Consider the following 22,969-nt stretch of genomic DNA (forward strand, 5'->3'; position numbering starts at 1 on the left):
GAAACGTTGGGCCGCCATGAGCGACACATACACAGAATTTTGCCGGAGTATAACATGAAGGCGCCTTTGTTGTTATGCAACGGTTGGAGCAGGCGTCACGTAACGTTATACTGCTTCTCTTTCTTATTAAGACAACTGTCGATGCCTATATGCCTGTTTTCGCACTGATCGCCCTTGTTGCCTACTCTGTCAGCCTTGCGCTGATCATTCCCGGACTGCTGCAAAAAAACAGCGGCTGGCGGCGCATGGCTATTCTGTCGGCGGTGATCGCACTGATTAGTCACGCTTTTGCGCTGGAATCGCGCATCATTCCCGGTGACGGCAGCGTGCAAAACCTGAGCGTGCTGAACGTCGGTTCGCTGGTCAGCCTGATGATCTGTACGGTGATGACAATTGTCGCCTCTAAGAATCGTGGCTGGTTGTTGCTGCCCATTGTTTATGCCTTCGCGCTGATCAATCTGGCCTTAGCCACCTTTATGCCCAATGAGTTCATTACGCATCTGGAAGCCACGCCGGGCATGCTGGTGCATATCGGCCTGTCGCTGTTCTCTTACGCAACGCTGATCATTGCCGCGCTCTATGCCATGCAGCTCGCCTGGATTGACTACCAGTTGAAAAACAAAAAGCTGGCGTTTAACCATGAGATGCCGCCGCTGATGGTCATTGAGCGTAAGATGTTCCACATCACCCAGGTCGGCGTAGTATTATTGACCTTAACGCTCTGCACTGGCCTGTTTTATATGAAAAATCTGTTCAGCGTGGAGAATATCGACAAAGCGGTGCTCTCCATCATCGCGTGGTTTGTCTATATTGTGCTGTTATGGGGCCATTATCATGAGGGCTGGCGCGGTCGTCGCGTGGTCTGGTTCAATGTCGCGGGTGCGGGCATACTCACCCTTGCCTATTTCGGAAGTCGCTTCATACAGCAATTTGCTGGCTAAGTAACAAAGGAGTTCCCCCTGGAACACATCTCTACCACCACGCTGATCGTTACGCTGATCGTCATGGTGGTCATCTCCGCCTATTTCTCTGGCTCGGAAACCGGCATGATGACCTTAAACCGCTACCGGTTACGTCATCGTGCTAAACAGGGTAACCGTGCCGCACGTCGCGTTGAAAAACTGCTCCGTAAACCGGATCGCCTGATAAGCCTGGTGCTTATCGGTAACAACCTCGTCAATATCCTCGCCTCTGCGCTGGGCACCATTGTCGGGATGCGACTGTACGGCAACGCCGGGGTCGCGATTGCTACCGGCGTACTGACGTTTGTGGTGCTGGTGTTTGCGGAAGTGCTGCCCAAAACCATCGCTGCGCTTTACCCGGAAAAAGTGGCTTACCCGAGCAGCTTCCTCCTGGCACCGCTGCTGATCCTGATGATGCCGCTGGTCTGGCTGTTGAATATGGTCACCCGTATCCTGATGCGCATGGTCGGTATCAAAGCCGACGTCGCCATCAGCAGTGCACTCAGCAAAGACGAGCTGCGCACCATCGTGAACGAATCCCGCTCGCAGATTTCACGCCGCAATCAGGACATGCTCCTGTCGGTGCTGGATCTGGAAAAGGTCAGCGTTAACGACATTATGGTGCCGCGTAACGAAATCGTCGGGATTGATATTAACGACGACTGGAAGGCCATCGTCCGCCAGCTGACCCACTCCCCGCACGGACGCATTGTGCTTTATCGCGACTCCCTGGACGACGCCATCAGTATGCTGCGCGTACGGGAAGCCTATCGCCTGATGACCGAGAAAAAAGAGTTCACTAAAGAGGTGATGCTGCGCGCCGCCGACGAGATTTACTACGTGCCGGAAGGAACGCCGCTCAGCACGCAGCTGGTAAAATTCCAGCGTAACAAAAAGAAAGTCGGTCTGGTGGTCGATGAGTATGGCGATATTCAGGGGCTGGTGACGGTCGAAGATATTCTGGAAGAGATTGTTGGAGACTTTACCACCTCCATGTCCCCTTCTCTTGCGGAAGAGGTCACACCGCAAAACGACGGTTCGGTGCTGATTGACGGCAGCGCGAACATCCGCGAACTCAATAAAGCCTTTAACTGGCATCTGCCGGAAGATGAGGCTCGCACCATGAACGGGATGATTCTGGAAGCACTGGAAGAGATCCCGGCGGCGGGCACGCGGGTGCGCATTGAACAGTATGATATTGATATCCTGGACGTGCAGGACAATATGATTAAGCAGGTGAAGGTCCTGCCTGTTAAACCACTGCGCGAAAGTATCGCGGAATAAAGTTGTAGGCCGGGCAAGGCGAAGCCGCCGCCCGGCACTACGGAGCGGCAAATTACGCTTTCGCTTTCGCCACGGTTACCATCGCAGCACGGATGGTACGGCCGTTCAGGGTATACCCTTTCTGCATCACGCCCAGCACTTTACCGGCTTCAACGTCTTCTGATTCCACCATCGCAATTGCCTGGTGCACGTTAGGATCCAGCGGGACGTCGGTATCGGCAATCACTTCCACACCAAACTTACGCACCACGTCCAGCATGGATTTCAGCGTCAGTTCGATACCTTCGATCATTGCCGCGTTGTCCGGATTCGCTTTATCAGCCACTTCCAGCGCGCGATCGAGGCTGTCGATTACCGGCAGCAGTTCGTTGACGAATTTCTCCAGCGCAAACTTATGCGCCTTCTCAACGTCCTGTTCGGTACGACGACGCAGGTTTTCCATTTCCGCCTTGATGCGCAGAACACTGTCGCGTTCGCGATTCTGTGCTTCTACCAGTTGGGCTTCCAGATTCGCAATTTTTTCATCGCGCGGGTCCACCTGCTCAGCAGATGCGTCTGGCTCTACAGCCTCAACTTCATCGTGCTGTTCCGTGATAATTTCTTCAGGGGCTTGCCCCTCAGGCGTTTTCTGTTCTTTACTACTCATGAATTTCTCCGCGTTTTTCTGCATTCATCTCGCTAACTTCGCTTATTATGGGGATCAGTTTCCTGGATTCAAGGGAACAAGAGAGATTGTCATCATTCATCAGGCACAAGGACCTCCAGAAAATGAATAATCATTTCAGGTGTATTGGGATCGTCGGGCACCCGCGTCACCCTACGGCATTGACGACACATGAAATGTTGTATCGCTGGCTGTGTAGCAAAGGCTATGAGGTGATGGTTGAGCAGCAGATCGCTCAGGAGCTGCAGCTTAAGAGCGTTAAAACCGGCACGCTGGCAGAGATTGGACAGCAGGCGGATCTTGCCGTTGTGGTCGGCGGCGACGGCAACATGCTCGGCGCGGCTCGCACGCTGGCGCGCTACGACATAAAAGTCATCGGCATTAACCGTGGCAATCTCGGTTTTCTGACCGACCTCGACCCGGACAACGCGCAGCAGCAGCTGGCCGATGTGCTGGAAGGACATTACATCAGCGAAAAACGTTTTTTACTGGAAGCGCAGGTGTGTCAGCAGGACTGCCAGAAACGCATCAGTACCGCCATTAACGAGGTGGTACTTCACCCCGGCAAAGTGGCGCATATGATTGAGTTCGAAGTGTATATCGATGAAATCTTCGCGTTCTCCCAGCGCTCTGACGGGCTGATTATCTCTACGCCGACGGGCTCGACCGCCTATTCGCTTTCCGCGGGAGGACCAATCCTGACGCCTTCGCTGGATGCCATAACGCTGGTGCCGATGTTCCCGCACACCCTTTCTGCCCGCCCGCTGGTGATTAACGGCAGCAGCACCATTCGCCTGCGTTTCTCGCACCGCCGTAATGACCTGGAGATCAGCTGCGACAGCCAGATCGCACTGCCTATTCAGGAAGGTGAAGATGTACTGATTCGTCGGTGTGATTATCACCTGAATCTTATTCACCCGAAAGATTACAGCTATTTCAACACATTAAGCTCGAAGCTTGGCTGGTCAAAAAAATTGTTCTGATTTTGCATCCAGTACTTTACTGTACAAAAAACCAGTTTATACTGTATGAAAACACAGTTATGGTTTTTCATACAGGAAAACAATTATGCTGGCACAACTGACCATCAGCAACTTTGCCATTGTTCGTGAGCTTGAGATCGATTTCCACAGCGGCATGACGGCGATCACCGGGGAAACCGGTGCGGGTAAATCCATTGCCATTGATGCCCTCGGCTTGTGCCTTGGCGGGCGTGCTGAGGGTGATATGGTGCGCATGGGCGCCAACCGTGCTGACCTCTGCGCTCGCTTCTCCCTGAAAGACACCCCTGCAGCCCTGCGCTGGCTCGAAGAAAATCAGCTTGAAGATGGACGTGAGTGTTTACTTCGCCGCGTTATCAGCAGCGACGGTCGTTCACGCGGTTTTATCAACGGCACGGCGGTACCGCTTTCTCAGCTTCGCGAGCTGGGTCAGTTGCTTATTCAGATCCATGGTCAGCACGCGCATCAGCAGCTGGTTAAGCCGGAGCAGCAAAAATCGCTACTCGATGGCTATGCAGGTGAGTATGCACTTACTCAGTTGATGGCAGAACACTATCGCCAGTGGCACCAGAGCTGTCGCGAGCTGGCTCAGCACCAGCAGCAAAGCCAGGAGCGTGCCGCACGCGCCGAGCTGCTGGAGTATCAGCTCAAAGAGCTGAACGAGTTTAACCCGCAGGCGGGTGAGTTCGAACTCATTGACGAAGAGTACAAGCGTCTGGCCAACAGTGGCCATCTGCTCTCTACCAGCCAGAACGCCCTCACCTTACTGGCAGATGGCGAAGACGTTAATCTGCAAAGCCAGCTGTATAACGTGCGTCAGCTTGTTACCGAGCTGGCGGGCATGGACAGCAAACTGTCCGGCGTGCTGGATATGCTGGAAGAGGCGGCGATTCAAATCTCTGAAGCCGGTGATGAACTGCGCCACTACTGTGAACGTCTGGATCTCGATCCCAATCGCCTGTTTGAGCTGGAACAGCGCATTTCCCGTCAGATTTCTTTGGCGCGCAAGCACCACGTCACGCCAGAAGAGTTGCCTGCTTTTTATCAGTCTCTCCTTGATGAACAGCAGCAACTTGACGATCAGGCTGATTCACTGGAAACGCTGACTCTGGCGGTAAACCAGCACCATCAGCAGGCGCTGACCACGGCGAAAAAGCTGCATGAAGTTCGTCAGCATTATGCTCAGGAACTCAGCCAGCACATCACCGACAGCATGCATACGCTGGCGATGCCACACGGCATATTCACGATTGATGTCCGCTTCGAAGAGAACTCCCTGACGGCGGAAGGCGCGGATCGCATCGAATTCCGTGTCACCACCAACCCAGGCCAGCCGTTACAGCCTATTTCCAAAGTGGCATCCGGTGGTGAGCTCTCCCGTATTGCTCTGGCGATCCAGGTTATCACCGCCCGTAAAATGGAAACCCCGGCCCTGATTTTCGATGAAGTGGATGTGGGGATCAGCGGCCCGACGGCGGCGGTAGTGGGTAAACTGCTGCGCCAGCTCGGTGAATCGACTCAGGTGATGTGCGTCACCCACCTGCCGCAGGTGGCAGGCTGTGGTCATCATCACTTTATCGTCAGCAAAGAAACGGATGGTGAAATGACCGAAACGCACATGAAACCGCTGGATAAACGCTCGCGCCTGCAGGAGCTGGCTCGTCTGCTGGGAGGCAGCGAAGTTACCCGCAATACGCTCGCGAATGCGAAAGAACTACTGGCGGCATAAACTTTTTCGGGATCTCAGGGTCATACAGAACAACAAAAACGCCGCCAGACCGGTTTCAAAGTGGGGCAAGGTCTATTATCATCGGCATATTACATATGAGCCGCGTACTGCTCGGGCCCGAAAAGGAATCAAATCACTATGCGCTGTAAAACGCTGACCGCTGCCGCTGCGGTTCTTCTGATGTTGACCGCAGGCTGTTCCACTCTGGAGAAAGTGGTTTACCGTCCTGACATCAACCAGGGGAACTACCTTACCCCTAACGATGTGTCTAAAATCCGTGTAGGGATGACACAACAGCAGGTCGCTTATGCACTGGGAACCCCGATGATGTCCGATCCGTTCGGCACCAACACCTGGTTCTATGTATTCCGTCAGCAGCCAGGCCACGAAGATGTGACCCAGCAGACCCTGACGCTGACCTTCAGCAGCGCCGGTGTGTTGACCAACATCGACAACAAGCCTGCCCTGACCAAATAATCCGGCGTCAGAAATGCAAAAAGGTGCTCACTGAGCACCTTTTTTGTATCGACATTTCGCACTGGATCGTAGCCCCGGTAAGCGCAGCGCCACTGGGAGAGAAAAGCACTACTTACCAGATTTCTCCGCACGTTGGCGACGCAGCTCTTTCGGGTCGGCAATCAGCGGGCGATAAATCTCCACCCGGTCGCCCTCTTTCAGCACATCACCCAGCTTCACCGGACGGCTGTAAATGCCGACTTTATTTTTTGCCAGATCGATATCGCGACGAAGCTCCAGAATGCCAGAAGCTCGGATAGCCGCCTCAACGGTTGCGCCCTCTTCCAGCATCACGCGCTGCAGATACTGCTTCTCCGGCAACGCATAGACCACTTCCACAGCTATCTTATGCGACACTGTAGACCTCTTTGGCGCGGGTCGTGAACGCCTGAACCATATTGGACGCCAGCTCTTTGAAGATGCGGCCAAACGCCAGCTCAATCAGCTTATTGGTAAACTCAAAGTCCAGATGGAACTCGATGCGGCAGGCATCAGCGCTCAGCGGCGTAAACTTCCAGCCTCCCATCAGGGTCTTGAATGGACCATCCACCAGATGCATCAAAATACTCTGATTGTTCGTCAGCGTATTGCGGGTGGTGAACGTCTTGCTGATCCCCGCTTTGGAGACATCCACCGCCGCCGTCATCTGCGTCGGGCCAGACTCCAGAACGCGGCTCCCGGTGCATCCCGGAATAAATTCTGGATAAGACTGAACATCGTTCACTAACTGATACATTTGTTCCGCGCTGTAAGGTACAAGCGCAGTACGGCTAATCTGAGGCATAGCATTTCCCATGGTCACACAACGGACAAATAATAACATTTATCACCTGTTAAAAAAACGCTAAGCCTCATCTCGTGCTAAGATAGCGCGTTAGACCTCACAGGACGCAATGAGGTGACTTTTTGAAATCAGATTACCGACGGCTTTACGACACTTATGACGAAGAAAAAAGCACATAAACCAGGCTCGGCGACCATTGCGCTCAACAAGCGTGCTCGCCATGAGTATTTCATTGAAGAAGAATTTGAAGCTGGCCTTGCCCTGCAGGGCTGGGAAGTAAAATCGCTGCGCGCCGGGAAAGCCAACATCGGCGATAGCTACGTCATCCTGAAAGATGGCGAAGCCTTCCTGTTCGGTGCCAACTTTACGCCGCTGACCGTCGCCTCTTCGCACTACGTGTGTGACCCAACGCGTACCCGTAAGCTGCTGCTGAACAAGCGTGAGCTGGAATCCCTCTACGGGCGCATTAACCGTGAAGGCTTTACCGTGGTCGCGCTGTCGCTGTACTGGAAAAACGCCTGGTGCAAAGTAAAAGTTGGCGTTGCCAAAGGTAAAAAACAGCACGACAAACGTACTGACCTGAAAGAGCGCGAATGGCAGCTCGACAAAGCGCGCATTATGAAAAACGCAGGACGTTGATTCTGCACACTTATTGTACTATTCAATAAGTTAGCGTTCCGGGCTGGTATCCAGGAAGTGAAATCTGGTATACTGAGTTCAACACTATTGGGGCTGATTCTGGATTCGACGGGATTTGCGAAACCCAAGGTGCATGCCGAGGGGCGGTTTGCCTCGTTAAAAGCCGCAAAAAAATAGTCGCAAACGACGAAAACTACGCTTTAGCAGCTTAATAACCTGCTCTGAGCCCTCTCTCCCTAGCTTCCGCTCTTAAGACGGGGATCAAAGAGAGGTCAAACCCAAAAGAGATCGCGTGGAAGCCCTGCCTGGGGTTGAAGCGTTAAAACTAATCAGGCTAGTTCGTTAGTGGCGTGTCTGTCCGCAGCTGGCGTGCGAATGTAAAGACAAACTAAGCATGTAGTACCGAGGATGTAGAAATTTCGGACGCGGGTTCAACTCCCGCCAGCTCCACCAAATAAAACAAGGGGTTACGTGAAAGCGTAGCCCTTTTTTTTAGTAGTGGCGGCAAAATGGCGACAGCTTAAATTACGGCTCTTAGAAGGGACCCACTACACCAAAGACATGGTAGTGCTTCAAGATGCCCCCTCATTTAACCTGCCTATGGAAACCAGATTTTTTACCATTCTGAGACTAAATATGGAAATCAATTTTAAAAAAATACTTCCAGTGAATAAATTGCTAATAATAATTGTTTTTTTACTGTTAACATCCGCTGCCATGGAATTTATTTATCTCTATCTTCATTCTGTGAAGAGCGCACCGAACTATACTGGTACTGTTAGCGACATTTTAATAGCGACAACTAACATTATTTTATCATTATGCGCAATTTTTGCGTTTAAAAACATAGCTGGAATATTCAAGGATAAAATATCAGATAGAGCCATAAGCAAAATTGATACTGCACTAATGTCTCTTGATGAATGTCTTGAAAAACTTTCAAGTCTATACTTTAATATAGAGATTGCAATTGCTTATAAAAACAGCAAGAATTATCAAGATCCTCATTTAACCAAACAACTTAATGATGCCTCCGATAACCTGAGTGGCGCTCTAGATGCATCATATAAAGCAAAATCCACTTTCGGCTCTTTAGCTCGTTGGGATATTAAGCTTGATTCAGAACATGGGAAACGGAAAGATAAGCTTGTAAGTGATGCTTTTGAGTTGTGTATGTTATCCACCACGATGTATGCAGCCTTAATTAAGGAAATAAATCCAAACTCAATATCCATTAGCTCTGAATCTTTTGAGAAGCTTTACACAAATTTTAAAGAAGAAAGGATGCGACTTGAAAATGAGAGCAATGATTTAAAGAACGTTTCTATCTCCCAAATATTTACAGTCCAATAATGTATTAGGAATAGGCAATTATGATTCTTCCTTGGCTTTCTTAACTATTTTTGAATATAGGCCTTATCGCCAACAGCCTGCAATATGATGATAATTTTCAGGTACTATATTTGCAATATCAAACCCGCCAACGGCGAGCCTCAGTAAAATGTTCCTAAAATGATCATGTAAATTCATGCAACATAGATATGCACCACAATTAATAAGTAATCAAGTATATCACCCCGTAGCATTTTCGAGTTGGAGTCACATTGATGATATGGAAAATAACTCTGGAAAACCAGCGTACCTGCATAAAATTAGGCAACGACAGTCAGAGTATGCATTCTGGCACGTATAGCCTCACAGGTATCATCAAAGAGTTTGCTAATAGCAATTCGGCTTAATTCCGCTTCTTTCCAATATTCAAAATTCGGCGCTTCCGGATCTCCGTGCTCGAACATAATAGCCTCCGTGAGGCAACTTTTTCTGTAGTCATCCAAGATGATGTAAACTTCCGGAGATATAAATGGTTTATTCGACTCAACACTCGTAACGAATAAATTAAACGCATCTTTAAACTTTCTCAATCTCCTTAGCTTGCGCTCGTCAAATGTTTCCGCAGGATCAACATGGTCCAAATGAGGTCTTAAATGAAGAACACTCTCTCTTGTTTCGAACATCGAATTCCAAATAAGATTATACGCTGATAATTCTTTATCGAAATAAGCTTTAGTAACATAGACAGAATTATCCAGTTTAGCTCTTATCTTTTCATTAGTCGCACTTAGCTGAGATTGCAATTCAGCGTATTCTTTGTTTAACCGTGATTTATATTTTTCTATATAAACCTTTCCTAGCCAAGCTAAAATACCAGATACAATAAAAGATATACCACCCAACGAAGCCAGAATTTTATAGGCTAAATCCATCCCCCCTCCCTAATTAAAAAATATGCTAAGTATATATTAATGCATTTTTAATCAAAGAGGGAGTACTTCGCATCAAATTTATCACTTCATTGCTCTAGTCTTGTGACTTCCATCATAAAACCAAGCAGTTATGTAAAAAATGGGAAATCCAGCTAAGCAAAGAGGCTATGCCTATCCTCGAGTTAATCAAACCAATCAGTAGTCATAGAGAGTGGGTATTCCAGGTATCAAAGCTCCCCTCAACCACATGCAGGAGCAAACAGATAACGCTGCGATTATCCGCATGGGCTTCGATGGCGAACTGGTTGCCCACGGAATGCATTCTATAGCGAGAACGGCTGCTGCAGAGTCTGGTAAGTTCAGAACCCAAGTGCTTGAAGCAGCCTTAGCTCACACAAATAATAATGAGATCATAGCTGTCTACAATCGCTCCGAGTATCTTGCAGAAAGAGAAGAGCTGATGTAGTGGTGGGGAGATTACGTTCAGGCCAAGAAACTCCTGGCTATTGCTGCTTAAGGTATGAATCATTACTTTTTTACATTATAACGATATGGCAGTGATAAGTTGACTATATATTTATGTTGCTGCACAATATTTTTTAGAGTCTCATTCTATCAGCGATACAAGACATTGAACAAAACACAGAGGTAAGCATGAAAGATAATTGGCCAATCTGCGGAAGAACCGTATTTTTATCCGGCGGTCCTATTGCTACAATTGAACCACTAAGTGATAAAGTTTTAATTTGGCCAAAAACTAAAGATGGTAAAACAACACAAATAAAAATAGATAAGTACGGTAAACTCTTTTATGCTGTTAATAAAATAAACTTAAATATTATTGGCGTTGAGTTTACCTCTAATGAAAGTGAATATATTGGCATGTCCCCAAGAGAGTTTCGAGGCTATGTTAACCAAAAGGATATTTGGTCAAATTGGGATGCTATACAGAAATGGGGAGGAATAGCGCTGTCATCATTTCATGACAAAAATGGAATTAGCTATGATCTTTCAAATAGAATCCGATTTCAACTGAGCACAATTAACAATCGGTTAAAAAACTTAGCTATTTCTTATCAACAACAATTAAATGCATTAGTTTTAAAAGAAAGTTTCAAAAAAGGGCAACGTTTTCAGGACGGATATACCGATTTAGTTTATCAAGAATTCCATTCATATTTATTTGATGCTGGAATCCTTCGAGATAATCTTTGCGAGTATGTATACAACTTCTCCAATAAAGGAAACAATAAGCAACAAGGAAAAGAAATTACAACAGCAGGAGGCCTGCTAAGATTTTTAAACTCAAAAAAATATCATTCAGAAATAGAGACTTATCTGAAAAAGGAAATGAGCATTGGTGGATGGTTATTTGAGTTGGGAAATTATAGAGATCTAGTAATGCATTCTGCACCAATAAATATTGCGGGCCATAATTTATATGCAATTCATGAGCCTATCGCTATGCCTGAAGGTAAAGAACTTCCTGCAGTTCGTTTCCCATTACCTGCTAACCCCGAAAAGCTTTATAGTGAACGGTGTAAGAAAAATGATTTTGATAAGTATATAGATAACTTTAAAGAAATATCGCGAATTTCTCTTCAAGATCGTGGTAAATATGATTGCTTAGAGTATGCACATAAAGTTTTTGGTTTGCTCACAAATTTGTCATTAGAAGTAGCAAAGCAATCACCATTTAAACCAATGCGGCACAGATTTATTCGCACAAAACAAGGTCTCGTTTCTATACCTGAATATGAAGAAAGAACCTGATACTATAGTCAAAGCCTTTGGACGATTTATTCATCGTCCAAAATGAAGTCAGTCTAATATTAGACTAAAACCACATATCTATCATTAACCACCTATAATTCATAATATATTAATCGTTTTTATCGTAGCTAAAAGACTTTTTATTTTAAAATCCTGTAATCTTCGATTTATGTTAATTGTCCCTTGGGTTCTTTTCCTTTTGAGTCGTGCTTCAGCTTGTATTTGAATATATCCCCATACTCAACCATATATAATGGTTATTATATCCTGTCTAAATCTGCTTACAATTTTAAATTAGCCAATTAAAACGCTAACATTATTAAAATCACTTTACATATAACTACAGATAAAACTGCAATCATCTTTAAGAGTATTCAACTCTATTTTGAAATTATTTCCCTGTCTTTGCTATATTATCCTTCATAGTTTTGATCCTTCTTTATTTTCAACAACCTTTTACTTACCTGATTTATCAGAAATTTTGTTTAAGAGACTTTGATATTATCAAAATCATTATTTGAGTTTTTTGCTACAAGCAAAATAACAAGGACGCCAGCATCAAAATTCTCCATCGGTGATTACCAGAGTCGTCCGATGAAGTCCTGAGAGCCCGCATGGCGCAAGCCCTGCGGGCTTTTATGTGCCTTCAATTTGTCCCACAAAGTCCAAAAAATTTCCCGCCTACACTGGTGCATCACGCCATTAACTGTTATTCCTCTCATGCTCAATGAGCCATTCTTTGCGTGAAATACCCCCTCCATAACCCGTCATCGCTCCATCTTTACCAATTATCCTGTGGCAAGGGATCACAATCGCAATTCGGTTTGCACCATTAGCAGCAGCGACAGCGCGCACAGCATTTGGCTTATTCATCCGTAGTGAGATGGCCTGATAGTGTGAGGTCTGTCCATAGGGAACTGCCCGCAGCTCGTTCCAGACGGATTGTTGAAAATCACTCCCCGGGGCATCTACAGAGAGATCAAACTGTCGACGCGTTCCCGCAAAATACTCGCTGATCTCTTTTACTGTCTGCCGGGTATGGCTGTTTTCTCCGGTGACGATTCTGGCGTTAAATAAACGCTGAATATCGCGAAATTCTGTTTCTAACATCCGGCGATCGGTAAACTCCAGTAGACAAACTCCCCGCTCTGTCGCACAGACAAACATCGGCCCAAGCGTCGTGGTAAAACGGTGAATGACAATCACCTGGGTTGCCTGAGTCGGCGCTGCACCAGTAAGTCGCTTGTAGGTATAACCAAACCCACTCAGGGATTCATAGCCGTTGTCCAGCGCAACGTCAGTCGCCGTTCGTCCGCTTTTGAGCTCCTGCATGGCAACGTTCACCCGCTGCATTCGCTGGAAAGCCTGAAAAGTGATGCCGTGATGTTGCAGAAACCAGCGCCTTACCCGCTCCGGACTGATTCCATGCTGGCGAAGCTCCGCGTCTGCAACACGGGATTTAATATCGCGCCTGACAAGCGCAAGCGCCTGTTCAACAAATAATGGCGCGCTGTGCGCATTCTCAGCGGGTCTGCAGACCTTACAGGGCCGAAAGCCGGCTGCAAGGGCAGATTTGGCATCTTTATAAAATTCGACATTTTCACGTTTGGGCTTTCGCGCCCGACATACCGAAATGCAGAACACGCCAGTGGTTTTAACGCCGACAAAAAACACGCCAGTATATTCTGAAGCACGTTCAAGTAATGCCTGATACCAGATATCACATAAATTCTTATCGGTTATTTTCATCACCAAAAAGTCCTTCAAACGTCTGACGAGATCGGATCGCATGCATGACATCAGTCAGCGTTGACTGCATGGCTGAATGCACAAAATTGCCCATGGAAATGCGGCTTACTCCGGCCAGCTTCAGCCTGTCGAACGACGGAAGGTCGGGCATACACATGACATTAAGAGGTAGAGCCGTCGCCTCTGCAATGAGGCTGATGTCTTTCTCTGACGTCAGACAGGGAACAAAAAGGCCGTCAGCACCTGCAGCTTTATAACTTTGACCCCGTAATATCGTCTCCTGCAACGCATCTACATGCCCGAGCAGGTAAATGTCAGTCCGGATGTTCAGAAACAGGCCATGATTTTCGCTTCTTAGCGCATCGCATACTGTTCTTAGGGTACAGGTAAAATCAGGGGCATCGTCAAGCTGACGCACCCCGTTTATGGCTCTGCTGTCTTCAAGGTTAACGCCTGCGACACCTGTCTGAGCAAGGCGCCTGAGATTGGCTGTTATCTCTTCGGCTGAATCACCATACCCTGCTTCCATGTCAACGCTCAATGGCAGCTTGCTGACAGCCTGGATACGGGTGACCATATAAAATAACGCATCAAATGGCATTCCCTGCCCGTCTTCATATCCCAGTGTGGACGCGATTGCTGCGCTGGACGTTCCCAATGCCTGATAACCTGCTTCTTGCGCTGCTACAGCACTGGCGGCATCCCAGACATTAGCGATAAGAAGTGGCTCATGCTGGTTGTGGAGTTCTGCAAAGTTCATATCCATATCCTCTCGATAGATTGAAAATGAATCTAAGCAGTCAGCAAGAACGTCACAACCGAAATTCAGACGACCATTTTTTAGCAAACGTCGTCTGAACCCGGAGTGAATCAGACCGAAACCTTTCAAGGTCGGGTTGAGGTGCAAACTATTCATATCGAAAAGCTTCAACATCTCACTCATACTATATTGAAAACCCTCATAAAACTATTAAAATTAAAAACTTAACTAATAAATATTAAAAAGACCTTTTGCAGATAATGTGCTAGAAATTTGTTCGATCTATCTCAAAGCCAATGACAGGAACCATGAGAAAATGGATACGACGTTGCTTAGCGCATTAGATACCAGTGAACGCGAAAAATTCGAAAGCGCTATAAATGCCTTGCAAGGTGATGTCTCCGCTGCTGCCGCGAGGTTATCAGTTGATCCACGCTTACGCCTTGAATACTCAAAACGAATCAAAGAATTGTCCACAGACTTATGTGCAAAGGCCAATGCCGGTGTGATCTCATGGGGAAAAGCTGCACAGGAAGCACAGGAGACGCGAAATTTGATCATGGAAATGGTGCGTTCTCGCAGCACTCCACTCGGGCGAGCAATGGCCGAACGGATAAAAAGCGAAGGTAAGACGCTGAATGAGTTGGTTGCTAAAAAAGCGAAATCATTATTTGGGCCACAGGTAAATTTTAATAGTCTTGCTGAAGTACAAAAAAATCAGATTTATGCAGGTATCGTGGAATCAGCTGGTAAATCTAACCCTCAAGTTAACATGAAAATGATGCAACTCTCCCGCGTGGGAAGAGGTCTTATTGTTCTCTCGATTGCAATTTCTGTTTACGAAATTTATACCGCCGACAACAAAATATCTGAGTCAGGGAGGCAAATAGCCATTAATGGTGCGGGTATTGCCGGTGCTGCCGCAGGCGGCGCTATGGCGGGATTAATGTGTGGGCCAGGCGCACCTGTTTGCGTACTGATTGGTGGTTTCGTCGGTGGCGCTCTTGCCGCATGGGAAATGGGACGTTTGTGGAATTGATTATGCAACAGGTTAATTCAATATCTCTGATTAAGGTTCGCGAAGCTACCGATATATCCCAGGCTCAATCTGACGTCATGCTCAATGGCGAAAGCACGGGTATTCTCGTTCCTGGGCACATACTGGAAGCTGCGGTTCAGGTTAATGACCTGCGTTATATCCTGTTTCTGACAGACGATGTCATTTTCGAGGAATCGTTGACCATTGCCCTTATCGACGTGCATGACGGGCTTAAAGAAATTGTTCGTTTAGGTAATGAATACTCGACAGGAAGTTTTGCTGACCTCCAGATCACTGACGATAGCGTGAATTTCAGGTTTATTGGGGATTATATCTGGACAGTGGAGGTATCAGATTCACCTCGCTTGCGCCTCCCTTTTATTTCCGACCCGAAAGGTATTAAACGGGAGCCAGGCCTGAAAAAATACATAGCGATTTCTGCCACTCCCACGCCGGAAAACATAAGTTGAAGCCATTATTTAACAGAATACTCACCTTAACTGACGCAGAACTGCTCGCCCGCGTCCCCGTCTGGCACGCCTTATCAGAACTTTTTACCGGGCGCGAACTCCAGGAGTATGACTATCAATGGATGGCAGAGGTGCTGAAAAAATCCGGATTTAACCGGGAAGAGATCTTCAGAATTGTGGATGAGGAAGTCGCCCCTGCTCTACAGGCTAATCTGCATTACAACCCAACGCCGGTAATGGACGGTTGGTCAGAGGAAGACATCAAACGGCTTGTGACAGCGTATTTGAACAGAAAGCCGACAATTATCGAGCGCATCATTCCGGCCCGGGTACTGTTAAAACAACGGCGCAAACACATCAGCAAGGAACTTAACAGGCTATCCGCTGAGCTTGATAACGGCTTGTCATAAGTTATAAAGCGAGATGATAACCAAAGAACGTTAATAGCACAGGCCTTCCCGCAAAAACAAAAGCCCGCACACCTCAGGCATGCGGGCTTTTTTATACCAGCAAGGTCACCCTTACTCGGCGACCACAAACCCCGGCAGATCGGCATCGAAGTAGTTGTGATACATATTCATCACCTCGGGATTACGGAAGCTGTAGGTTTTCAGCAGCCAGCGTTTTTCCGCAGAGTAGGGATCTCTCACCTGGATGATTTCCCGGTTGTGTAAAGAGTCCTGATTGGCGAAGGAGAACAGGTCGCCTTTGTTAATAGCAACGCGGCCTTTTGCCGCTTTGGTGATGGCCACCTTAAGGTCAATTAATGCTTTGATCGCCTCTGCTGGCGCATCCGGAGAATACGTTGTGCGTGTGTCGTAGTAACGGAAAGTATGAATATTCTCCAGGATCGGATGCAGTTCAGAATCAATCTGGCTGGCGTTCGAGTCGCGAGAGTATTCATCAAAAGGGGTAATAAAAAGTGGCTTTCGTAACCACTCCTGGGATTCAGCCTTTAAATTATCCAGAATCGCTTTACCGTCCAGGTAGCCGGTAAAAATCAGGTTTTCTTCGCTGCAACGCATGCCTAATAAACTGAGAAAATCAGCGCGTACCGGGTGAGCGGTGCGATCGTTGTGGTAATAAAGTTCGCCGTCCGTTTTTTGCGTTTGTGTGTTGCTGTATTTTTTGTCGGCATAAACATCATGGAAAAAATCACCGTTGTTGCGCGTACGGTAGGCCAGTAACGGGGAGTCGGTGAGCTGAGCGAACAGCTCCAGCAGGGCCTCTCCTACAAAGGTGAGCTTTTTGGCGTACTTATCGTTAACGGGATTGGACTGATCAAATTCTGGAATGATGGTGTCGAGTGGTACGTTTTTTAATAAATGCGCGTTAATGCCTTGATCCTTGCGCTCTTGCCTGACGCGCTCGCAGGCCTGAACAAAAAAAGTGGGCACCAGACCATTTTCAATGAGTTCGGTGATGGACTGCTTGAAGAGTTTGTAGTCTGTATACGGGCTGATGGTGACACGGCTGATAAGTTTTGATAGCTCATCTTTTTGAAGATCGTTAAACTCTAGCTGGGTGATCATAGTTTGATTGCCTTATGTACGCTCAAAACAGACGCTGCACCCTGAGAAAGTAAGGCGTCTTGTTTTGAGTCTTATGGTTGTATTGGATTAAATCTTTCCTGTTTGCCTTGCGTAAGCGAACAAGCCACCGGCGGCGACAATGTTCGCAAGTTCCCCTACCGGAGCGGTTTTCAGAATCCCATCAGCAGTACCAATCTGATGAGCGTCTAAATCGATTTCAATGGTATCCCCCGTTTTCAGCGCACGGATATCACAGCCTTCATTCAGCGTGACGGGCATGATTTGCCCCGTGGATACACAGTTACGGAAAAATATGCGGGCGAACGACTGGGCGACGACGGCCTTCACGCCGGATGCCCCCAGAGCCACCACCGCATGCTCGCGCGATGAGCCACAGCCGAAATTTTTCCCGGCCACAATAAAGTCATACCCTGCTCGCTGCGTCTGCGGATTGATAAACGGCAGCGCCCCTTCCGGCAGTCCGCACATGGCGAGCGTTGCCAGCTCTTCACGCCCCTCGGCAGAGGCCGGGTTAATTTTCAAATATTCAGCCGTTAATATCTGGTCGGTATCGATATTGTCGCCTAACACATAAACTGTACCGCGCATTACGTTATTAATAGTCATTAGTTAAGTACCGTTCTGGATTAGTAATAAAACCGGCCACTGCCGCAGCAGCCACTGCATAAGGTGAGGCCAGATAAATCATCGCGCCTTTATTTCCCATCCGCCCCACAAAGTTACGGTTGGTGGTGGAAATCACGCTTATCGGATCCCTGACTCTCCCAAAGGTGTCCGCTGGCCCGCCGCAGCAAGCTGCGCAGCCGGGTTCAGAAGATAATTTAACGCCAGCCCGGGTCAGGATTTCATACACGGATCGGCCCTTCACCTGGGTGGTGATCAGATTATGAAAAACCTCTTTGGTCGCGGGAACGGCGTAGGTTGGGATGGCCACCTTGCGCTGCCACAGTATTTCCGCAGCAGCGATAAAATCATCCGTTTTACCGCCCGTGCAGGAGCCAATATAGGCTTGCGAAATGGCAATATTTTCCAGCTGTGCCACTGCCACCACATTATCCGGGGAGTGTGGCCGCGCAATCACGCTGGTTAATGCCGAGACGTCAATATCAATCGTGCGGACGTAATGCGCATTTTCATCAGGCGTCACCACGGAATACGGGACGGTGGTTCTGGTCGCCAGGTAATCCAGCGTGGCCTGGTTTGGCACCATAATGCCGTTTTTAGCCCCGCACTCCACAACCATATTGCACATCGTCATTCGCTCTTCGACCGATAATTCATCGATGACGTTGCCGGTAAATTCGATGGCATTATAGGTCGCCCCTTCCACGCCCAGCTCTTTCATTAACACCAGAATTAAATCTTTCGCCTGAACGCTTTTCGATTTTTTACCGTAGTAATTCACTTTTATGGTGGCGGGAACCATCAACGGGATCTCCCCCGTACCCAGGGCATACGCCCCGTCGGTGATCCCCACGCCAATGGCGAAGGTACCAAAGGCCCCGGCGGTCACAGTGTGTGAATCGGTCCCCAACAACACCTCTCCCGGCCGGGTGTGTCCCCCTTCCGCCAGGCCGATATGACACACGCCTTTATAGTCCGGGGTGCCCACATCATAAAAATGGGTAATATTTTGCGCTTTTGCGAATTCCCGCATTACCCGAATATTTTGATTCGCCTGCGGGTCGGCGGAATAAACAAAGTGGTCAGGGATCATAATAAAGCGATCCGGGTTCCAGACTTTTGCCTCTTCACCAAATTCTTTTTTAAATACGCTGGCGACGCCAGGCGTGCAGGGATCGTGGGACATTAATACATCAACATTCACGAAAAGCACTTCACCCGGTGAAACATGCGATCTATTGCTGGCTCTGGCGATTATTTTTTCGGTTAACGTCATCCCCGGCTTTATATTTACCGACGCATAATCATCAGTTTCGTGAATATTCATTTTTCTCTCCTCTTTATCTGATGGGGAAATTACACCGTACAGAGGAGGGGCTTTCAACGGGAATCCGTTATTCGTCAGATTAGTTTCATTTTGCGTATGAATTGTTCCTCAGGTGGAACTGTGCTCCCCGCTGCGCAAATTCTTTAAGTAAAGCAGTGCAGATATGCATACCACCAGAATATAGATCAGGCAGAAGATCAGCATCAGCGTGGAAAAGTCCCGGCTCACCAGCAGCCACGCCCCGACGGCCAGTAAAAAAGCATTGGCCAGCCCGAAATCACGCTCCATGCGCCCGAACACGCGCATACGTTCATCCGGGGTATTGGCAGAGAGATCGAGGTTAGCAAGCGTGACGGGCCGGATCGTCCCGGAGCCAAACCCCAGCAGCACCAGCGCCAGCAGCCCGGAGACAAAATAGTCCATGCCTCTCGCTGCAAGCCATTCATTGCTGGCAAAAAGCCCCAGCGCCGCCGTCATAAAAAGGCTTGTCGTCGCCAGTAACGCCGTTACCCCAAACCGTGCGATAAACGGTCCGGCTATTTTGATCGCCCCCCAGGACGAGAGTGTAAAGCAGCTCAGCACGGCACCGAAAAGCAGCGGGTCGACATTCACCATAATAAAGTAGAACGGGATAAAGCCGATGAACGGCGCCAGCGTAAAAGCGCGTGAAATGGAATAGAACAGCATCCAGAAGAGCTGGTCCCCTCTGGGCGAAAAAGAGACCCGCTCAACAGGCCGGGCAGGTTCGGGCTCTGCCTCCTGCACGCGAATCAACGCCACGCATCCGGAGGAGATAACGCTCACCACAATGGCGGCGATAAACGGCCACTGGGGGTTGTAGTCAAACAGAATACTCCCCAGCGATCCGGCGATCAGGGTGGCAATAAACATCCCGCTTTGCGACGTGGTCTGGATCTGCATAAACCGGTGCTGATCGCCTGCGGTGAGCTGGCGCAGCAGGGCCGCATCCGTGGTCAGCGCAATGGTAAATCCCGCGCCGCCAAGCAGCTGCGACACCACCAGCAGAGAGAGGTTAACCTCACTTTGCCGGGTGCTCCAGAGCATCAGCGCCATTCCCAGCGCCTTCATCAGTTCGCCTGTAATCACCGTCTGTCTGGATGACAAGAAGCGCAGCAGCCAGCCGGGTATGCCGCTGCTGAAGGTGCTGGTCAATCCATACAGCGCCAGCAGGAAAATAATCCGGTACATCCCCATGTCTATTGTCCAGAAATAGAGCAGCAAGACGGGAAGATGGAAATAGCAACGGGAAATAATACGGTAGGCCAGGAACAGGCCATGGTTGCCAGACCCGGGATGTAACCGGCGCGTCGTCATGACGCCAGCATCGCCATAATATCCATATCTCCCGCACGAAGGATTTTAATCTCCTTCTCCAGTAACGAGACGATGGTGCTGGAGACCGTTGTCACCGGACGCTGGGCTGCGGGCAGAATATAGCCCACACGGTCGCCAAACGTCTGGCGGGCGGCATCAATGTCGATCAGGCAGTCAGACTCCACGCCGGAAAGATTGGCAGAACTCATCCCCAGCGGGCGGCCAAACAGCGCAATCACCTCTCGCAACACGCTCTGATGATTGCACACCAGAGAGATGGATTCCGGCTTCAGATACGGGTTCTGCGGCACATTGTCCGATGCCGGAACCACCACATTCAGCGCGCCGGGCATGGCACCAATCAGTTTGTCGAGCGCAGCGCGGTGCTGGACCTTATCGACGGCGATGTAATCCCATGCCTGCGCCGGTTCCGCGACGAAAAGCGTCAGCGGTTTCTGTCGTTCGCGTTTTTTGAGATCGTAAATTTTCTGGCAGGCGTCAATGTTCCACGGGTCTGCCGCCAGGGCGTAATTCGTGTCCGTGGGGACCAGAACCACCTCGCCGCGCTTCAGGGCGGCGACCGTATTGTGTATATGCTGCATCTCTTTTCCTGTTTAAATGTTGACGGTTACGCTACGGCCCGCGAGGCAGAAACTGGCGGGATCCGGCACGTCTTTCCAGTCGATATCGATATGTGCAGTCAGCACTTTCACGGGCAACTGCCGGCGCGCGATTTCAGGCGGGGGCTGTACGTCCCTCTCCCCGACCGCCACGCGTCCACTCCCTGCACGGAGGGTTCTTATCGTTCCTTTCCAGCGCGTGGCGGATGCGGTGGTCAGACGCACCGTTACCGCCATCCCCGGGCGCAGACTGCCGGCGTCAGCCTCATCAAAAAACGCCTCAACCCAGCGAGTGCGGCAATCCAGAATGCGCACAATCGGGGTGCCGTTCTGAACGCTCGCACCACTCTCCTCCGTCACGTCCCAGATCACGCCGTCCGTGCTGCTGTTGAGCGCCGCCTGCTGACGGGAGTGAAGGAGCGCAGCGACTTCCTGAATGCTTTGCGTCGTCGCCTGCTTGCGGGCAATCAGCTGTAGCTTCTCCTGCTGCATATTCTCGATTGTGAGCGACATATCGCGCTGATTCTGCTGTGGCGCATCCAGCGTTCTTGGCCCTGTCAGCTGAAGGCCGGATTTGGCGGCATTCACGTCCAGTAAACGCTGACGGAGCTCGGCTGCTTTCGCCTCCTGGCTGGCCTGCAACACCCGCGTGTTGTTCTTACGCTCTTCATACTCCATGCGGCTGATGAAACGCTGCTGGTAGAGATTTTCATAGCGCTGAAGCTGCTGTCGGGAGAAGGCGGTTTGCGCCGTAATCGCGCTCAGCTCCTCCTTCAGTTGCACAAACGTGGCAGCCGATTGTTTCTCACCTAACTGCTGCTGCATCCTGCTCTCGACGAGGTACTGCTGCCGCTGCTGCTGATAAACCTGCAGTCGTTGATCGATCCCCGAAATTTGCTTGTCGAGTTCAGCAAGCTGGATCTCCAGCGCGCTGCGCTGGGCCACCAGGCCGGGGATCTGGTCGTTCGCCTGCGTGGTGACCACATTTCCCAGCGATTGCCGGGCCCGGACCGCCTGTCCCGGCGCGATGTTCTTCGCCAGCACCAGCTGTCCCGGCAGCGGGGAGAGCACCGTGGATATTCGGCCATTGATAAAGGCCTCCTTGCTGGAGACCCCCATTCCCGCAAAAAACAGCAGAACAATGGCCACCAGCACGCCACCCGCCACGCCCCATTTGAGCAGGCTATACCGGGCGAAAACCGCTCTGATTCGGTTAATCACGCACGCCTCATTAACGCTTATACAGCGTGACGACGCTGGCTTTCTCAAGGGTATGCATGTTGATGAGGAAACGTATCACCGCGTTTGGCAGATCCTGCGTTACGCCCAGGTCATCGCAGCTCAGGGCGTGCAGGGTGAAGATATAGCGGTGCGGAATGTCGCCCTCTGGCGGGCAGCAACCGCCGTAGCCAGGCGCACCAAAATCGGAGCTGGCGTGTTTGATGTCGGGTGTGTTCGCCGGGTTTCCCGCGCCTGCCGCAAGCCCGGTCAGGCTGGCAGGAATGTTATACGCCACCCAGTGCCAGAAACCGCTGCCCGTTGGCGCATCAGGATCGTACGCGGTTACGGCAAAACTTTTGGTTCCCTGCGGGACATTTTCCCAGGACAAGGCGGGAGAGACATTATCGCCATCCCCCCCAAAATTATGATATTCGTTCGCTTTGGAGAGAAAATCGTAGTCACTTAAACCTGCAATAGATACTTTCATAGCGTTAACCTCTGTTTGAAAATCGGTATTTACCGGTGGGTTGTTCTATTGGTAACCGATTGAAAGCAAAACCGGTAACAGAATTAACCAACCCGGCATATTGCCCAGGAATAACGCGATATTGTTCCAACACTGAAACAATGCGGTGAAAATTTCTCTGCTGATTGC

24 protein-coding genes, 1 other RNA gene and 1 pseudogene are annotated in these 22,969 nt (G+C 49.4%); 13 read left to right on the plus strand and 13 right to left on the minus strand.

The window, feature by feature from the left end; genetic code table 11:
* The first annotated feature begins 149 nt into the window (after window positions 1-149).
* Window positions 150-941 carry a cytochrome C assembly family protein gene (locus tag ACOTZF_RS19720; protein ID WP_014832951.1) on the plus strand — a complete coding sequence of 264 codons (792 nt, stop codon included), beginning with the start codon at window positions 150-152 and terminating at the stop codon, window positions 939-941.
* 18 nt (window positions 942-959) lie between these two features.
* Complete coding sequence (locus tag ACOTZF_RS19725) at window positions 960-2,246, plus strand: HlyC/CorC family transporter (RefSeq protein WP_028028086.1); 1,287 nt, start codon at window positions 960-962, stop codon at window positions 2,244-2,246.
* 52 nt (window positions 2,247-2,298) lie between these two features.
* Here the strand turns inward: ACOTZF_RS19725 and grpE are convergent, their stop codons facing one another.
* The gene (grpE, locus tag ACOTZF_RS19730) at window positions 2,299-2,892 is read right to left on the minus strand and encodes a nucleotide exchange factor GrpE (protein WP_013098354.1); all 594 of its coding nucleotides are present in this window, start codon (window positions 2,890-2,892) and stop codon (window positions 2,299-2,301) included.
* A 122-nt stretch (window positions 2,893-3,014) separates the two neighbouring features.
* On the opposite strand from grpE, the gene nadK reads away from it, so the two are divergent.
* The 3 genes from nadK (at window position 3,015) to bamE (ending at window position 6,117) form a co-directional block, all read left to right on the plus strand.
* Window positions 3,015-3,893, plus strand: coding sequence for an NAD(+) kinase (gene nadK / locus ACOTZF_RS19735; RefSeq protein WP_013098356.1), 879 nt, complete (start codon window positions 3,015-3,017; stop codon window positions 3,891-3,893).
* 85 nt (window positions 3,894-3,978) lie between these two features.
* A complete protein-coding gene (gene recN / locus ACOTZF_RS19740; protein ID WP_023622551.1) occupies window positions 3,979-5,640 on the plus strand; it encodes a DNA repair protein RecN in 1,662 nt (553 codons plus the stop codon).
* Between the two features lie 138 nt (window positions 5,641-5,778).
* Window positions 5,779-6,117, plus strand: coding sequence for an outer membrane protein assembly factor BamE (gene bamE / locus ACOTZF_RS19745; RefSeq protein WP_003863121.1), 339 nt, complete (start codon window positions 5,779-5,781; stop codon window positions 6,115-6,117).
* A 108-nt stretch (window positions 6,118-6,225) separates the two neighbouring features.
* On the opposite strand, the gene ACOTZF_RS19750 is transcribed toward bamE, so the two are convergent.
* Both ACOTZF_RS19750 and ACOTZF_RS19755 read right to left on the minus strand, forming a co-directional pair.
* Window positions 6,226-6,513, minus strand: a complete 288-nt coding sequence (locus tag ACOTZF_RS19750) for an RnfH family protein (RefSeq protein ID WP_023314692.1) — start codon at window positions 6,511-6,513, stop codon at window positions 6,226-6,228.
* Window positions 6,503-6,940: a type II toxin-antitoxin system RatA family toxin gene (locus tag ACOTZF_RS19755; protein ID WP_008502504.1), complete on the minus strand. Its 438-nt coding sequence runs from the start codon at window positions 6,938-6,940 to the stop codon at window positions 6,503-6,505. Before ACOTZF_RS19755 ends, ACOTZF_RS19750 begins: the two co-directional genes overlap by 11 nt.
* A 156-nt stretch (window positions 6,941-7,096) precedes the next feature.
* Between ACOTZF_RS19755 and smpB the strand changes: the two genes are divergently transcribed.
* The 3 genes from smpB to ACOTZF_RS19770 all read left to right on the plus strand — a co-directional run bounded on the left by smpB (window position 7,097) and on the right by ACOTZF_RS19770 (window position 8,932).
* On the plus strand, window positions 7,097-7,579 hold the full coding sequence (gene smpB, locus ACOTZF_RS19760) for an SsrA-binding protein SmpB (RefSeq protein WP_008502505.1): 483 nt from the start codon (window positions 7,097-7,099) through the stop codon (window positions 7,577-7,579).
* Window positions 7,580-7,668: 89 nt separating this feature from the next.
* Window positions 7,669-8,032, plus strand: a transfer-messenger RNA (tmRNA) gene (gene ssrA, locus ACOTZF_RS19765).
* A 183-nt stretch (window positions 8,033-8,215) separates the two neighbouring features.
* Entirely contained in the window at window positions 8,216-8,932 is a 717-nt protein-coding gene (locus ACOTZF_RS19770) for a hypothetical protein (RefSeq protein WP_129253208.1), read from the plus strand.
* Window positions 8,933-9,231: 299 nt separating this feature from the next.
* On the opposite strand, the gene ACOTZF_RS19775 is transcribed toward ACOTZF_RS19770, so the two are convergent.
* Entirely contained in the window at window positions 9,232-9,843 is a 612-nt protein-coding gene (locus tag ACOTZF_RS19775) for a hypothetical protein (RefSeq protein ID WP_129253210.1), read from the minus strand.
* A gap of 149 nt (window positions 9,844-9,992) precedes the next feature.
* On the opposite strand from ACOTZF_RS19775, the pseudogene ACOTZF_RS19780 reads away from it, so the two are divergent.
* Window positions 9,993-10,309, plus strand: a pseudogene (locus ACOTZF_RS19780) (integrase); the annotation flags it as partial.
* Window positions 10,310-10,497: 188 nt separating this feature from the next.
* Entirely contained in the window at window positions 10,498-11,616 is a 1,119-nt protein-coding gene (locus tag ACOTZF_RS19785) for a hypothetical protein (protein ID WP_129253212.1), read from the plus strand.
* A gap of 702 nt (window positions 11,617-12,318) precedes the next feature.
* On the opposite strand, the gene ACOTZF_RS19790 is transcribed toward ACOTZF_RS19785, so the two are convergent.
* Together ACOTZF_RS19790 and ACOTZF_RS19795 are read right to left on the minus strand one after the other, a co-directional pair.
* The gene (locus ACOTZF_RS19790) at window positions 12,319-13,365 is read right to left on the minus strand and encodes a bifunctional transcriptional activator/DNA repair enzyme AdaA (RefSeq protein ID WP_129253214.1); all 1,047 of its coding nucleotides are present in this window, start codon (window positions 13,363-13,365) and stop codon (window positions 12,319-12,321) included.
* Entirely contained in the window at window positions 13,349-14,125 is a 777-nt protein-coding gene (locus ACOTZF_RS19795) for an isocitrate lyase/PEP mutase family protein (RefSeq protein ID WP_129317799.1), read from the minus strand. The genes ACOTZF_RS19790 and ACOTZF_RS19795 overlap by 17 nt, the downstream gene beginning before the upstream one ends.
* A gap of 316 nt (window positions 14,126-14,441) precedes the next feature.
* Between ACOTZF_RS19795 and ACOTZF_RS19800 the strand changes: the two genes are divergently transcribed.
* Genes ACOTZF_RS19800 through ACOTZF_RS19810 form a run of 3 tightly spaced genes read left to right on the plus strand, consistent with a single transcriptional unit; the run spans window position 14,442 to window position 16,044 of the window.
* Window positions 14,442-15,164 carry a hypothetical protein gene (locus tag ACOTZF_RS19800; RefSeq protein ID WP_129317796.1) on the plus strand — a complete coding sequence of 241 codons (723 nt, stop codon included), beginning with the start codon at window positions 14,442-14,444 and terminating at the stop codon, window positions 15,162-15,164.
* 2 nt (window positions 15,165-15,166) lie between these two features.
* Window positions 15,167-15,634 (plus strand): hypothetical protein, encoded by a 468-nt coding sequence (locus ACOTZF_RS19805; RefSeq protein WP_129253217.1) that lies wholly within the window; start codon window positions 15,167-15,169, stop codon window positions 15,632-15,634.
* Complete coding sequence (locus tag ACOTZF_RS19810; RefSeq protein WP_230210012.1) at window positions 15,631-16,044, plus strand: DUF7079 family protein; 414 nt, start codon at window positions 15,631-15,633, stop codon at window positions 16,042-16,044. Before ACOTZF_RS19805 ends, ACOTZF_RS19810 begins: the two co-directional genes overlap by 4 nt.
* A gap of 111 nt (window positions 16,045-16,155) precedes the next feature.
* On the opposite strand, the gene ACOTZF_RS19815 is transcribed toward ACOTZF_RS19810, so the two are convergent.
* The 7 genes from ACOTZF_RS19815 to ACOTZF_RS19845 all read right to left on the minus strand — a co-directional run bounded on the left by ACOTZF_RS19815 (window position 16,156) and on the right by ACOTZF_RS19845 (window position 22,801).
* A complete protein-coding gene (locus tag ACOTZF_RS19815) occupies window positions 16,156-17,166 on the minus strand; it encodes a TauD/TfdA family dioxygenase (RefSeq protein WP_013098374.1) in 1,011 nt (336 codons plus the stop codon).
* 87 nt (window positions 17,167-17,253) lie between these two features.
* Window positions 17,254-17,793, minus strand: a complete 540-nt coding sequence (locus ACOTZF_RS19820; RefSeq protein ID WP_013098375.1) for a 3-isopropylmalate dehydratase small subunit — start codon at window positions 17,791-17,793, stop codon at window positions 17,254-17,256.
* Window positions 17,783-19,138 carry a 3-isopropylmalate dehydratase large subunit gene (locus ACOTZF_RS19825; RefSeq protein ID WP_129317797.1) on the minus strand — a complete coding sequence of 452 codons (1,356 nt, stop codon included), beginning with the start codon at window positions 19,136-19,138 and terminating at the stop codon, window positions 17,783-17,785. The genes ACOTZF_RS19820 and ACOTZF_RS19825 overlap by 11 nt, the downstream gene beginning before the upstream one ends.
* Before the next feature lie 108 nt (window positions 19,139-19,246).
* On the minus strand, window positions 19,247-20,473 hold the full coding sequence (locus tag ACOTZF_RS19830) for an MFS transporter (RefSeq protein WP_129253221.1): 1,227 nt from the start codon (window positions 20,471-20,473) through the stop codon (window positions 19,247-19,249).
* Window positions 20,470-21,075 (minus strand): L-threonylcarbamoyladenylate synthase, encoded by a 606-nt coding sequence (locus ACOTZF_RS19835; protein WP_038980932.1) that lies wholly within the window; start codon window positions 21,073-21,075, stop codon window positions 20,470-20,472. The genes ACOTZF_RS19830 and ACOTZF_RS19835 overlap by 4 nt, the downstream gene beginning before the upstream one ends.
* Window positions 21,076-21,087: 12 nt before the next feature.
* Window positions 21,088-22,314, minus strand: coding sequence for an HlyD family secretion protein (locus tag ACOTZF_RS19840; protein WP_129253223.1), 1,227 nt, complete (start codon window positions 22,312-22,314; stop codon window positions 21,088-21,090).
* Between the two features lie 10 nt (window positions 22,315-22,324).
* Window positions 22,325-22,801: a YbhB/YbcL family Raf kinase inhibitor-like protein gene (locus ACOTZF_RS19845; RefSeq protein ID WP_129253224.1), complete on the minus strand. Its 477-nt coding sequence runs from the start codon at window positions 22,799-22,801 to the stop codon at window positions 22,325-22,327.
* Between the last annotated feature and the right edge of the window lie 168 nt (window positions 22,802-22,969).

This window comes from Enterobacter cloacae complex sp. SHL021, assembly GCF_049237765.1.
GTDB lineage: Bacteria > Pseudomonadota > Gammaproteobacteria > Enterobacterales > Enterobacteriaceae > Enterobacter > Enterobacter cloacae.

What these genes read in the sequence shown, in the direction of transcription:
- ACOTZF_RS19720 (WP_014832951.1), top strand. Translation starts at nt 150, where the DNA reads ATGCCTGTTTTCGCACTGATCGCCCTTGTTGCCTACTCTGTCAGCCTT.
- grpE (WP_013098354.1), bottom strand. Translation starts at nt 2,892, where the DNA reads ATGAGTAGTAAAGAACAGAAAACGCCTGAGGGGCAAGCCCCTGAAGAA.
- nadK (WP_013098356.1), top strand. Translation starts at nt 3,015, where the DNA reads ATGAATAATCATTTCAGGTGTATTGGGATCGTCGGGCACCCGCGTCAC.
- recN (WP_023622551.1), top strand. Translation starts at nt 3,979, where the DNA reads ATGCTGGCACAACTGACCATCAGCAACTTTGCCATTGTTCGTGAGCTT.
- bamE (WP_003863121.1), top strand. Translation starts at nt 5,779, where the DNA reads ATGCGCTGTAAAACGCTGACCGCTGCCGCTGCGGTTCTTCTGATGTTG.
- ACOTZF_RS19755 (WP_008502504.1), bottom strand. Translation starts at nt 6,940, where the DNA reads ATGCCTCAGATTAGCCGTACTGCGCTTGTACCTTACAGCGCGGAACAA.
- smpB (WP_008502505.1), top strand. Translation starts at nt 7,097, where the DNA reads ATGACGAAGAAAAAAGCACATAAACCAGGCTCGGCGACCATTGCGCTC.
- ACOTZF_RS19770 (WP_129253208.1), top strand. Translation starts at nt 8,216, where the DNA reads ATGGAAATCAATTTTAAAAAAATACTTCCAGTGAATAAATTGCTAATA.
- ACOTZF_RS19775 (WP_129253210.1), bottom strand. Translation starts at nt 9,843, where the DNA reads ATGGATTTAGCCTATAAAATTCTGGCTTCGTTGGGTGGTATATCTTTT.
- ACOTZF_RS19785 (WP_129253212.1), top strand. Translation starts at nt 10,498, where the DNA reads ATGAAAGATAATTGGCCAATCTGCGGAAGAACCGTATTTTTATCCGGC.
- ACOTZF_RS19790 (WP_129253214.1), bottom strand. Translation starts at nt 13,365, where the DNA reads ATGAAAATAACCGATAAGAATTTATGTGATATCTGGTATCAGGCATTA.
- ACOTZF_RS19795 (WP_129317799.1), bottom strand. Translation starts at nt 14,125, where the DNA reads ATGAACTTTGCAGAACTCCACAACCAGCATGAGCCACTTCTTATCGCT.
- ACOTZF_RS19800 (WP_129317796.1), top strand. Translation starts at nt 14,442, where the DNA reads ATGGATACGACGTTGCTTAGCGCATTAGATACCAGTGAACGCGAAAAA.
- ACOTZF_RS19805 (WP_129253217.1), top strand. Translation starts at nt 15,167, where the DNA reads ATGCAACAGGTTAATTCAATATCTCTGATTAAGGTTCGCGAAGCTACC.
- ACOTZF_RS19815 (WP_013098374.1), bottom strand. Translation starts at nt 17,166, where the DNA reads ATGATCACCCAGCTAGAGTTTAACGATCTTCAAAAAGATGAGCTATCA.
- ACOTZF_RS19820 (WP_013098375.1), bottom strand. Translation starts at nt 17,793, where the DNA reads ATGACTATTAATAACGTAATGCGCGGTACAGTTTATGTGTTAGGCGAC.
- ACOTZF_RS19825 (WP_129317797.1), bottom strand. Translation starts at nt 19,138, where the DNA reads ATGAATATTCACGAAACTGATGATTATGCGTCGGTAAATATAAAGCCG.
- ACOTZF_RS19830 (WP_129253221.1), bottom strand. Translation starts at nt 20,473, where the DNA reads ATGACGACGCGCCGGTTACATCCCGGGTCTGGCAACCATGGCCTGTTC.
- ACOTZF_RS19835 (WP_038980932.1), bottom strand. Translation starts at nt 21,075, where the DNA reads ATGCAGCATATACACAATACGGTCGCCGCCCTGAAGCGCGGCGAGGTG.
- ACOTZF_RS19845 (WP_129253224.1), bottom strand. Translation starts at nt 22,801, where the DNA reads ATGAAAGTATCTATTGCAGGTTTAAGTGACTACGATTTTCTCTCCAAA.